The 11106-nt window shown below is 44.7% G+C and carries 12 protein-coding genes and 1 pseudogene; 4 read left to right on the forward strand and 9 right to left on the reverse strand.

Annotated features, from left to right (window positions below; all coding sequences use genetic code 11):
* Positions 1-237: 237 nt before the first annotated feature.
* A complete protein-coding gene (locus F6K46_RS35085; protein ID WP_293066983.1) occupies positions 238-2460 on the reverse strand; it encodes a Na-K-Cl cotransporter in 2223 nt (740 codons plus the stop codon).
* The gene (locus F6K46_RS35090) at positions 2457-2636 is read right to left on the reverse strand and encodes a hypothetical protein (protein WP_293066986.1); all 180 of its coding nucleotides are present in this window, start codon (positions 2634-2636) and stop codon (positions 2457-2459) included. Before F6K46_RS35090 ends, F6K46_RS35085 begins: the two co-directional genes overlap by 4 nt.
* A gap of 100 nt (positions 2637-2736) precedes the next feature.
* Between F6K46_RS35090 and F6K46_RS35095 the strand changes: the two genes are divergently transcribed.
* Together F6K46_RS35095 and F6K46_RS35100 are read left to right on the forward strand one after the other, a co-directional pair.
* Complete coding sequence (locus F6K46_RS35095; RefSeq protein WP_158069476.1) at positions 2737-2886, forward strand: hypothetical protein; 150 nt, start codon at positions 2737-2739, stop codon at positions 2884-2886.
* A gap of 325 nt (positions 2887-3211) precedes the next feature.
* Positions 3212-3580 (forward strand): DUF6464 family protein, encoded by a 369-nt coding sequence (locus F6K46_RS35100; protein WP_075895763.1) that lies wholly within the window; start codon positions 3212-3214, stop codon positions 3578-3580.
* A 220-nt stretch (positions 3581-3800) separates the two neighbouring features.
* Here the strand turns inward: F6K46_RS35100 and fmt are convergent, their stop codons facing one another.
* The 3 genes and pseudogenes from fmt to F6K46_RS35115 form a co-directional block, all read right to left on the reverse strand.
* Positions 3801-4802, reverse strand: a complete 1002-nt coding sequence (gene fmt / locus F6K46_RS35105) for a methionyl-tRNA formyltransferase (RefSeq protein WP_293066989.1) — start codon at positions 4800-4802, stop codon at positions 3801-3803.
* Positions 4803-4809: 7 nt separating this feature from the next.
* A pseudogene (locus F6K46_RS40435) lies at positions 4810-4905 on the reverse strand (hypothetical protein); the annotation flags it as partial.
* A gap of 176 nt (positions 4906-5081) precedes the next feature.
* Complete coding sequence (locus F6K46_RS35115; protein ID WP_293066995.1) at positions 5082-5825, reverse strand: OmpA family protein; 744 nt, start codon at positions 5823-5825, stop codon at positions 5082-5084.
* 679 nt (positions 5826-6504) lie between these two features.
* On the opposite strand from F6K46_RS35115, the gene F6K46_RS35120 reads away from it, so the two are divergent.
* Positions 6505-7305, forward strand: a complete 801-nt coding sequence (locus F6K46_RS35120) for a hypothetical protein (RefSeq protein WP_293066998.1) — start codon at positions 6505-6507, stop codon at positions 7303-7305.
* 93 nt (positions 7306-7398) lie between these two features.
* On the opposite strand, the gene F6K46_RS35125 is transcribed toward F6K46_RS35120, so the two are convergent.
* From F6K46_RS35125 to F6K46_RS35135, 3 genes are all read right to left on the reverse strand, one after another.
* The gene (locus F6K46_RS35125) at positions 7399-7632 is read right to left on the reverse strand and encodes a hypothetical protein (protein WP_070390715.1); all 234 of its coding nucleotides are present in this window, start codon (positions 7630-7632) and stop codon (positions 7399-7401) included.
* A gap of 71 nt (positions 7633-7703) precedes the next feature.
* Entirely contained in the window at positions 7704-8312 is a 609-nt protein-coding gene (locus tag F6K46_RS35130; RefSeq protein ID WP_293067003.1) for a hypothetical protein, read from the reverse strand.
* 764 nt (positions 8313-9076) lie between these two features.
* Positions 9077-9607 (reverse strand): thylakoid membrane photosystem I accumulation factor, encoded by a 531-nt coding sequence (locus F6K46_RS35135; RefSeq protein WP_293067006.1) that lies wholly within the window; start codon positions 9605-9607, stop codon positions 9077-9079.
* A 310-nt stretch (positions 9608-9917) separates the two neighbouring features.
* Between F6K46_RS35135 and F6K46_RS35140 the strand changes: the two genes are divergently transcribed.
* Positions 9918-10148: a hypothetical protein gene (locus F6K46_RS35140; protein ID WP_293067009.1), complete on the forward strand. Its 231-nt coding sequence runs from the start codon at positions 9918-9920 to the stop codon at positions 10146-10148.
* A gap of 21 nt (positions 10149-10169) precedes the next feature.
* Here the strand turns inward: F6K46_RS35140 and F6K46_RS35145 are convergent, their stop codons facing one another.
* Positions 10170-10919, reverse strand: a complete 750-nt coding sequence (locus tag F6K46_RS35145; protein WP_293067012.1) for a hypothetical protein — start codon at positions 10917-10919, stop codon at positions 10170-10172.
* Positions 10920-11106: the final 187 nt, after the last annotated feature.

Raw genomic sequence — 11106 nt, forward strand, 5'->3', positions numbered from 1 at the left:
CAACCGTGCTTTGCTAGCCATAAAGCTGAGCATGATTACTACGACCAGATTTGGTTTTCCCGTATTCGGTCTTTAAAGTGTAGAACCTGATCTGTTTGCTTTTCACACAGATGTGTCAGGCAGTCAGAGACCGCGCTGCCTCCCCAAGACCGCGCTGCATCGCTTTGATCAGTGATTAACCAGATTTGATAGTAATAGTCAATTGGCAATTAAAAATTTTTAATTGCTGTTGGTATACTACAAATCTTCACTGAGAACTTCATGGAAAGCAAACCCAGGGGCAGCCAATACAAAGACAATGGTAGGAAGACCAGCAGTTTTTAGCTGTAAGCTTTCGTAATATTGAGTAAACTTATCGTCTGGTATAGCCATACCCATAAAGATTAAGTCAGCATCAGCGGATGACTCATGAAGAATAGTATTAAAAGAACGCCCTTCGGAAACCAGCACCTGACAAATAACCCCAATCCGCAACTGTTTCACCCAATTACTTAGGTTTGCCCGTGCTGCTTGAGCTGCTATTTCATTAGGAACCACCAACTTGAGGTAAATCTCAGCATTTTGCCACTTCAGGTCGCTGCGCAATAGATAGGCGAGGAGCAACATCAGGCTACCATTGGCTTGCTTACCGCCCCACCAAACATCAATCCGTTGACGACTACCGAAACCCTGCTCCCGATTTTCCCGCAGAATCACTACATTACGCTTTGCCTGGTGTATGTGAGTAATCAAGCGACAGTAAGGCTGGCGACGGCTAAGGGTTTCGTTATCCCCGAGTAAAACTGTATTGGGAACTAGTGGTCCTATACCGTAAGTGTCTACCAGTTGCCGGGCTCCGGTAAAGGGATCCGGTGCTGTTACCAAGCGCACTAGAGCTTGTACACTGCGCCGTTCCAGATACTCACTGATGGTTTGTTCTAACTGTGCCTGCTTAGCCACACTATGGGAACTACTAGGTAAAATACTCGAAACGGTCACTAAACCGCGATTATGGGTCAGGGCATCGGCTAACTCTATCAAAGACCATCGTTTAGTGGGAGCTCCTGACAGCACCAAGATGTGGGGTCGCCAGTTTTTCGGATCAGGGTGATGACTAATCTGAAAAATACCAGTGCGCAACAGTGCCATCCAAATGCCCCGGCGTACATCCCCCCAAGCCGTGCGCAGTTCCCGCTGCTGTAACCAAAGGTAAACCCCCAAGACAATAACAGCTGCTGCCACTGTGGCAAAGGCATTGATCAAAAACATTACGATCAGGCAACCCAATGCCCCTAACAGTGACAGAAACCAATTAACTTTAAAGGAGGGTCGGAACGAAGGACTTTGCAAAAAGCCCTCAATGGCAGCTGCTACATTCAACACCAGATAGGTGGTCAGAAAGAACATACTTAGCACTGGTGCAATGATATCTAATTGACCAAGGCAAACTGCAGCAGTAGCTATTCCCAACGTTACAGCGGTACCAATCCGTGGTTCATCATCTCGTCCACTACCCGTACCTAGGAATCGCATCCAACGGGGTAATACCCCATCTCTAGCTAATGCCTGTAAAATCCGGGGAGCTCCCAGAATACTCCCTAAAGCACTGCTGAGAGTAGCACCCCATACCCCGAGTAGGATTGACGGACCCCAAAATGCCATTTGCCTCATAATCAGAGGATTGGCAATTAGGGCATCTCCCCCCACCCGCATCGATAGAATAATTGGTACGATCATATAAACGGCATATCCTGTGCCTACTGCTGCCAGAGTACCGATGGGAATGGCGCGGATGGGGTTGCGTAGATCACCGGACATATTCACCCCAGCCATGATACCGGTTACGGCAGGGAAGAAGACAGCAAAGACACGCCAGAAGGATTCTTTGGAGGTCACCCACAGCTCAATATTAGCTACATCATAAGGGTAATCATGGTTACCGACGAATAGAGCAATTAGGGATAGCGCGATCGCAGCCATAATAAAGTATTGAATGCGGATGGCGAGACTAGCGGAAGTCAAAGCCAGTATTGCCACTAAAATAGTAGTAATTAGCGCTACATAAAGCTGGTTGAGGTGGGGAAAGGTCTGAACTACGCTCTCGGCAAAACCAATAGTGTATAAGGCGACTGAGAGAGCTTGGGCAAAGTAAAGGGGAATTCCTACGGCACCGCCAGTTTCAATTCCTAGGGAACGGCTAATCATGTAATACGCACCACCAGCCCTAACAATGCGGTCAGTTGCGATCGCAGAAATAGACAGAGCCGTCAAAAAGGTAATACTGGTGGAGAGGGTAACAATGATGAGGGTACCCACTAAACCAACATTACCAAGTACCCAACCAAAGCGCAGGTACATAATAACCCCGAGGATGGTGAGAATCGACGGGGTATAGACCCCACCGAATGTTCCCAAACCTGAAGTTTTTTCCTGAGTAGGCTCGACAACAGGAGATGAGCGGCGACCAAAGAACAACTTCATATGTCTAAAACACGAATATAGTGCATTAAGCTAATCTGACTATAGGGAATAGGGAATAGGGAACAGAGATTTTCATTCCTTTGGTGTGGGCGAAACGCCCATGGATTTCTGAGTTGAAAAAGCCGTCGAGGCAAGCAAGTGCGAAGCGTCCTCGGTGAAATACCAGAGATGTTCATACTTTGTTCTTTGTTGTAAATTCATTTTTGATGGGGGTATAGCTGGAAAATTTTTCAAGTCCTTGGCAGACAATTTCAGTTGGTGAATTGATCCAGGTCCATGAACAACTCCACCAGTTCTACCCCCAAGCCACCGACATTGCAACTCAAGGATGTTACAACGTTGGTAGCCTGGGCTTTTGGTTCAACATTGGATGAATTTCACACCACAGGACTAACTGCTGTCATGGGGTTTTGGGCAAACAAGTAGAAACTGCTAATGGAACGAAGAGAACAGAAACGATAGTCTTTTAATCTGACAGTCTTTTAAGCTGACTACAGAATTAACTTGCTAAATTCCCAACTTTATGCACCCCAATCACGAATTTAAGACATTTTTTGCTCAATGACCAATAATTACCCAATATGGGTAATATCAACTCCGGTTAATCACTTCGTTGATCAATCCAGTCTTCAAGAAGAGCGCCAGTGTGTTGTACTTAACCGGACAATTCTATGTAGAATTCTGTTGGGCTAGATAGTCAGCCCACAGCCTGCGATACCATTCAACTGTAGCGTGAATGACAATAAGCACTATGGAGCCTGATTCTCTACCGACAGAGTTAATTTTGACCCACCCACGTCAGACCATTGGCAATGTTCAACTCGATTGGATACCTCAACCCGGTAACTATCTCGACTTTAAAGGTAAAACCTACACAGTTTTAGAGCGCCACCACCGCTACTGTCTTAAGTCAGGGCGCTATCGTTTGCATAAAATTGCTCTGTATGTGCAGTCTTCTCCACACCCTAGTGAAAAAAGCCTGCTCCAGGGGCGTTGGGTGATTGGGGATGCCAGCTGTTATTTCAATGCTCACTCTGAATTGATTCGTTGTGCAGTCAATCCAGACGGACCCTGTGATTCTTGCCGCTTTTACAAACCCTTGAAAACCGGAACTAACTAGGGCTTGCTGAATAAAAGTAGGAGGCTTGCTAGATAAGGGTTTCAAGCCTTTTTTTTTCCAATAAGTGCAAGGATTAAGCAATCCACAAGCTCAAAACATGAGCACAAATGATGAAAATCACTGCTTGTCTTGCACGGATGAGCACTCCGGAACTATTGCCTCTTGCCTCTTGCCTCTTGCCTATCCCTACCCAAATACTTTTTCAGCACACCCTAACTAACTAAGGATTACCTAGAACTTCTCCTACTTCTAAACGCATACCATTGGCAAAATCCCAAGCAGATTGAGCACGTTTGCCAGCTAATTGCACTTGCTGCAACAACAACAATCCCTTTCCAGTTTGAATAATTGGACCGATTCCCTTCGCAATCTTTACAACTTCTCCAGGACGACCTGAACCAACATCAAGAGTAGACCACTCCTGCGATCGCATTTTTAACTGTGAAGGCAACTCGGATAAGTAAGCCGAATCTAAAGGAGCAGTGGCACTGATTTTCAGAGATTTACCCCGAAATGAGGTGACGCAGTTTGGGAAAAATCCCCGGATCTGATTGTGTAACTCCAAGTTGGAGCGTGACCAATCTAGGCCATAATCTGACTTTTGAATCAGTGGTGCATAGGTAGCCTCAGAGTGATCTTGAGGAATTGGTTGGATTTCCTGTAACTCTTGCTTCAGTAGGGTTTCAATCAACAAATCAGCTCCCAAAGTGCTCAGAGTTTTTGCCAAATCCTGGGCAGTATCCAATAGTCTGATTGGTGTATATGCTTTCAAGAGCATTGCTCCAGTATCCATTCCAGCATCCATCAACATCGTCGTGATGCCAGTTTGGGCTTCTCCATTATATAGACACCACTGGATCGGAGCTGCTCCCCTATACTTAGGCAAAATTGAGCCATGTACATTGATACAACCTACCGTAGGCATATCTAGAATCTCTTGGGAGAGAATCTGCCCATAGGCAACCACCACAAAAACATCAGCCTTTACCTGCCTTAGCTGAGTTAGGGTTTCCCTATGCTTTTTCAGGCGCTGCGGTTGCCAAACTGGTAGTTGATGTGCCACTGCCATTGATTTCACTGGGGAAGGAATCAGCTGGTTACCACGTCCTCGACGCTTATCTGGCTGAGTCACCACACCCACCACCTCAAATTCAGGATGGTTCAACAAACCTTCCAAACAAGGTAGAGCAAATTGGGGAGTACCAAAGAATACAACTCGCATCTAGAAATTACCAATAACTAATGGGTTGAAGGTTAGCTGGTTGAAGGTTAGCTGGTTGAAGGTTAGCTGGTTGAAGGTTAGCTGGTTGAAGGTTAGCTGGTTGAAGGTTAGCTGGTTGAAGGTTAGCTGGTTGAAGGTTAGCTGGTTGAAGGTTAGCTGGTTATACATCCAGATTTGAGTTGTTAAGGCTCTAATCTTCAACCTACCCTACAAGGGACGCCCAAGGGAAACAACCAAATAACTTTCAACCAAATAACCTTCTAACCTTATAACTAATGACTAATCCACAGCAATTTCCACCCGACGATTACGTTGCTGATTAACCTCAGTATCATTAGCGACCAGAGGACGAGTTTCTCCGTAGCCAATAATCAGCCAACGGTATGGATCGTCTAAAGCACTACTAAGATACTGCTGAACTGCTTTGGCACGCTTAAATGAAAGGTTTCGATTCTCTTTGGCTTCGCGGGGGTTGTCGGTGTGGATAGCAATCCGGATTGTACTGCCGGGATAGGCTTGCAAATCTGTGACAATTTTGTCTAGGATCAAACCTGCTTCTGGGCGTAACGTACTTTTACTTTTCTGAAATAAAATATCACTGGGCAACGTGACTTTCAACTTGTCGGCAGCCGAGGCAGCTAATCGATTGCCATTTCTATTACCAACTAATGGAGCATCGCTACTTAGAGTCGATGGTTCCTTGAGGAGCAAAGTGATCCCTTGGATGCGCCTTTCGAGAGATTCATTCCCTCCCGAGGTTCCCAATTGAGTTTCCAACATTGTCACCTCCTCACTCAATCTCTTCAGTCGCTTGTCTAACTCACTTAGCTGAGCTTTGACCTGGACTCTTTGAACCGGTGTCAATTGTTTTAGTAGATTGGCTTCCGTTGGTTCCCGAATTGAACTAAAATTGAGAAACGTTGATTCTCGCTTGTTATCCAGATGCTCCAGTAATTTTAAGATCAGGGGTTTTTCTGGATTCGGGTTAGGGTAAGCATTGGCAACAACAATGCCAAATATCACGGCAAAGCCACTCCCTACGCCTAGCAGTAGTAGCCTGAAAATTAAGATTAGTAGGCAGTTCAGTATACTTATTGAGGTTTCAGGTCTGGTATTGGTGTTGGAAGTAGCGGGTTGAGTCACACCGAATTTTGTTAGATCTCCTTCAACATAATGAGGCAGGATTCTCCAATTGTACTCCGTTAGGGGTCAAACGCGGGTATTTAACATTATATAAGAATTCAATAAAACAAGGTTTAATTAAAAATGATTATCATAACACTAAACCCTCCAAACCAACCAGTTAATTCCAATTCCAAGCCTAACAACTTTTAACAACTTTTGTGTGAGGGCTACCCACTTCAGCCAAGACCTCTTAGGGGAAGGAAAGAGTGTTAATTGTTAATTTTTCCCTGGCTTATTTTCTTTGTCTGCCTTCGGTAGCTTCATAGTGGAGGGTAATGGTAACTGACTGAGTCGAAGTGTAAGAAACCCCCTCCGTAATGCAGGGTCGGTAGGGCGAGTTGATCACTTTTGAACCTTTTACACCTAAAGTTAAGGAACTATAGTCTAGTTTCTTGGGGTTGCTCCTCTAACTAGAAACGCTAATTAGTAACTGAAAAACCAATCAATGTTGAAAAGGCAATTGAGTTTAGCAGGATGGCTTAAAAATCAACCACTAGGACTCTTGTTAGCAACTTTGATGTTGATAACATCTAGCCTATATGCCGAGAAAGCCAAGGCTAATGAATCCTTAGTAGCCAGTCAATCATCGGTGCTATCTTCCCAGCCTTTAAGGGAAGTAACAGAAGCTATCAAACCTGATCTAACCGAACCATACGTTCAGAGTGACCCACTCAATAGTCCTTATCCTATTCCTTGGAATTGGGTGTTGGAAACCCACGCTGAACTGGTTGCTAATCAGAGTTTTGGGTCTAGGTACTATCGCAGCCAATCACTAGTGTCTCCCGATGGCAAGTATGCTGCCTATAGTCGGATTCAACTACAAGCACAGCCGGAACTGTACCGCAGCCGCATCAGTAGTGTGATGTTTATAGAAAATTTGCAGACTGGAGATTTGCGCATCATAACTGCATCTTCTCCCTTAGCTAACCATATTAATGATGATAAATTAAGCGGCGCGATCGCTATTCTGATTCCCGTGTCTTGGACAGAGTCAAGCGATCGCCTTCTAGGGCGGCAATTTGAAGGTTTTTTTAATACCTCAGATGCTTCTGATTACGCAGTAATTTGGGATCGGAACCAAAATACTGTCACCACCTTGGCTCCTAAGCGCATTCATTATACTAATGCACTGTTGCTAGGCTGGAGTCAAGCTAATCCAGATCAAGTGCTATTTCAGGCTGGTGAGTTGGGCAATGAGTATTGGCCAATGTGGTCTGTTAAACCCAATGGTTACACTGCTCTTACCTTTGAGGATGAACCTATGGTTTATGGTGAATCAGTAGAACACATTTGGTCTGGTTCCCAGGCACGCTGGTAATGCCCAAGTATTAAGGATAAGCATGAAGGATGAAGGATAAATTTTCATAATTCATCCTTCATCCTTCATCCTTCACACTTCATAGTTTAGCAATTATCTTTGGTGTTGTGCTACCAATTTTTTTAGGTAAGAGTAAGCTTCTTCTGGTGAAAGAGTGAAGATTTGACCTTTGCATAGGATTTCGTACCTTCCTAAGTAATAACCATGTCCACCAATTAAACCCATCTTTGCGGCTTGATTGCCAAGCTTGGTTAATTCCTGTCGAATTGAATAGTCCAATTCTTCTATTGGTTGATCAATAACTTGATTAATAGTTTGTTCCTTCATGTTTGACCGCTCCTCGTTTATTTATAATACTGCTTTATGCACCCCATAACCCATCGACCTGGCGATAGCGGTCAACAAATTGGGCACTTGCCTGGATTAACTGCATGAATGTACTCACTTCCTGATGTCGGCCATCCCCGTTTATAGGATGCTTCCTCAGGTTTCCCCCAACCTAGCTGCAATATAATTTCCCAAAAGTTGTAATTCTTATATTCATAGAGATTTGCCCATTCCGTTTTCTGGGCGACCTCTTTTACATCATTGGGCATAATTTTTTGATAGTCTTTACCAAAATTAATACTTAGGTATAAGTCCATACCTTGGATGCCTCTATACCAAAACTCTAAGAGGTCAGCTTTGGCAGCTTTAAGGATTTTCAGGTCACTGTCTAGGGCGGCTAACTGCTCATCAATAGCAGGATAACGTAGAGTCTTTCCTTTCATAGTCAGTTCGCGCCAAATAATGCCTGAAACTTGGTGTTGCCGTTGGTAGCTGTGAACTGCGGCTTTAAAGTCGTTATAAGCACTGAACTTTTGAATTCCCTCCGGTTTCAGAAAGCGATCAATCACAGGGTTACCAGACACCGAAGCTGCCAGATTAAGACGTTGCCCATTCATGCACGAACGACGTTCTTGAGCCAAAATTTCGATTAGCTCCTGTGTGCTGTAAACCTTGGACATCAGCACGGATGTTAACTGTACTTACAAATAGCTTAACCCTTGACACTCCCCGCTTTAAAAAGACGGGGATTCCTAGATCTGCGACCGGCCTTAAACCTCCGTGTCCAAATGGCAATATCTAAACCTGAATCCCGTCAAGACCAAGATTCTAGTCAGTTCACGTGCATACCCAGCGGGCTAGTCTCCTTAGGCGTTTGGTTACTTTTTGAAAAGTGCCTTATAAAGTCCGTTGCTTTTCTGTTTCACCTGGTTCCGGCGTGCCCCGCCGTACCATTTCTTTTTCAAATTGTGATCTTGCTGGGTTCACACACCAATTGTTGGTTGATGATTGGGTTTTTAGCGATGCAGCGCGGTCTTGGGGGTTTCCCCCACTCGCTATTGCATCAAGAAAGGAGGATTTTCCCTGCCCTCCGGGCATTTCTACTTTAAGGTCAATAAGTTACGGGTCTCTCTCCCGGCTCAGCCAAGGCCAAAGGCCACGCTGCGCGAACGGATTTTCAGCCTGTACCCATATCTAAATGATACTCTAGCGCTAGTAAAGTATCAACCTTTTCAATGAAATTGCATCTAGGCGACTTTAGTCGCTACCTGGCTTTCATACCCGGTTTAAAAACACGGGGCTTTCAGCCTGGAGCAGTCCCGTAAACGTGACAAAAAAATAGGGTAAACGCCAATGGCAGTTCACTCATGACTAAAACAATTTTGTTCATGTTACGTTGTGGGAGTTTGATTGGATGGAGGTCTACCGCACTAAGCCAATTAAATCACTCTGATGTTAACTGAGCATTTATATCATTGACAGTGCGCAGCTTTAACTCTACAGATTCTGAACGGGGCAGTAAGTTAAACACTTCCCGAAACACATCATCTATCTGTTCATAAGGAACTTGTCCAATTTCGTTGAGTACTACCTCTGCATTTTGGTCAATCAGTACTGTCTGGGGAATTAAATCTTGGTAGTAGTATCCCGCTTCTGTGGGTGTATAGGTAGCATCGGGTAACAAAGTGTCGATGTTGACTGGAATAAAACTCGCTGCCCTACCATAAGGCTCCTGTAACTTAGAGATAGTCACAGAATATAGCTTGCAATCCCTACTGTCATCTACGTAGAACACCAACAAAGCTGGCTTTTTCCTGCGCAAAGAATCTTCTAAGGTAATTCGTGGTGGGACTATAGAGCCATTACCAGCATACAGAGCAAAAATATTACCATCAAAGCTGTCATCATCGAAACTTGCTAATGCTGATGGTGTTCCCAGTAGATACCAGCAGCTCAGTAAGCCGACAAGAATCAATAGGCATTTGGAAACAAATCTGCGCCTTACACAGCAACTATATGTAATAGTCCTGTATCGGAATCCTGCTAAACCTTCTATCATACCGAATTATTAGCCCTTATCTCAAATCCGAGGTGAATCCAAGTCCAAGGGTTTCAAAAATCGCAACAATCACTATAGCAATTGTAATTCAGTTGTGAACCCTAGTGCAGGCATATTGGCTGCACTACCAGCATAACTAGACTTAGGCGTACTTAGGCGTGAGTCAACCGGATGAATGATCAATGGTGACGAGGGTGTTTTCTATCCCAGCAGAGAAATGCTACGGATGACTAACATCATATACTCCACCCACGCGATCGCATATACTGCACCCACGCGATCGCATTCATCACTTTATCACTGTCAGATCAGCAGGAGCGACCCAAGGGCAGTTTACCTGCCCATTGGAACGCGCGCCTTAGATTTCCGATCAGGGAAAATTATGAAAAATCGTCGGTTGCTGATGCCCTTGGCACAGTTGATCAGCAGAAGTGATGGGCAACACCACTCCAGCTAAAGGCATTGATAGTCAACTACCTCAACCCTTGCTACCACAATATCTAGGAATATACCAATTACTCTTAGGTGTAACATTATTCGGTTCAGCCGTCAGGATAATCGTACCATCCTCCCCAACTGTCCAACCCTGAGCTTCCACAATTTTCTTCGGACGAGAAGGAGAAGGAGTATTGGCAGTCCGGCGTTTCCCTCTCATGGGCAAGTAACTGACCTCAGGGGTAGGAGTAGACGTAGCTTCTTCGATGTTCTCTTCTTCAGTATCAAGGGTGATCCAATCTACCAGTACAGACTGTTGATTGATTGGGTCTAGGGGACTCGGGGGTAAGCCACCTCGTCCAGTAACAATGAATTCACCCAGTTCATCTACGGCTACTTTTCCACTCCTGGGACAGTTGGCAACAATTAATGCTGAAGGGTCAACTACTGATGTTGGTAAGTTTTCAGGATCCTGTGCTGAGCCGGTAATATCCCTGGTCACAGTCCCAGATTGACCACCCCTCAAGCTCAGAACTGCTATTTCACTAATATTATTATCAAAAGCTATAGATTCGATTATATTTCCATCTGAGTCCCTAAAGGCACTGGTATCTTCGAGTACCTTCATATTGAATAAGCCTTGCAGGGTGATGTTAATTTTTCCACCATCCCCTTTCTGAGCATTAGCAAATATATCGCTACCTTTCTCATCATTAGTTAAAGGCAGCGCTACTAATACTCCACCAGAAATATCGATATTTCCCCCATTGGCATCACCTATAGCGCTAGCCAAAATTAGGCTGTTGTTATCGAGTATGATCACTCCCGGTACATTGATATCGATAGTTGCTGCGTAAGCATTCAGGTGTAGAGATTGACAAAGTCACCCCACTCACTTCAAAAGCGGAATCAGAGACAATTCGTGAGAACGCTGCCTGACTGCTAAGGACACAGCCTGACTCAGGAACTTTATGGTATTA

Source organism: Moorena sp. SIO3E8 (assembly GCF_010692445.1).
Taxonomy (GTDB): domain Bacteria; phylum Cyanobacteriota; class Cyanobacteriia; order Cyanobacteriales; family Coleofasciculaceae; genus Moorena; species Moorena bouillonii.

Coding starts and splice junctions, on each gene's coding strand:
- F6K46_RS35125 (WP_070390715.1), bottom strand. CDS start 7,632: ATGAAGGAACAAACTATTAATCAAGTTATTGATCAACCAATAGAAGAA.
- F6K46_RS35120 (WP_293066998.1), top strand. CDS start 6,505: ATGTTGATAACATCTAGCCTATATGCCGAGAAAGCCAAGGCTAATGAA.
- F6K46_RS35090 (WP_293066986.1), bottom strand. CDS start 2,636: ATGAACATCTCTGGTATTTCACCGAGGACGCTTCGCACTTGCTTGCCT.
- F6K46_RS35130 (WP_293067003.1), bottom strand. CDS start 8,312: ATGTCCAAGGTTTACAGCACACAGGAGCTAATCGAAATTTTGGCTCAA.
- F6K46_RS35095 (WP_158069476.1), top strand. CDS start 2,737: ATGAACAACTCCACCAGTTCTACCCCCAAGCCACCGACATTGCAACTC.
- F6K46_RS35100 (WP_075895763.1), top strand. CDS start 3,212: ATGGAGCCTGATTCTCTACCGACAGAGTTAATTTTGACCCACCCACGT.
- fmt (WP_293066989.1), bottom strand. CDS start 4,802: ATGCGAGTTGTATTCTTTGGTACTCCCCAATTTGCTCTACCTTGTTTG.
- F6K46_RS35140 (WP_293067009.1), top strand. CDS start 9,918: ATGACTAACATCATATACTCCACCCACGCGATCGCATATACTGCACCC.
- F6K46_RS35085 (WP_293066983.1), bottom strand. CDS start 2,460: ATGAAGTTGTTCTTTGGTCGCCGCTCATCTCCTGTTGTCGAGCCTACT.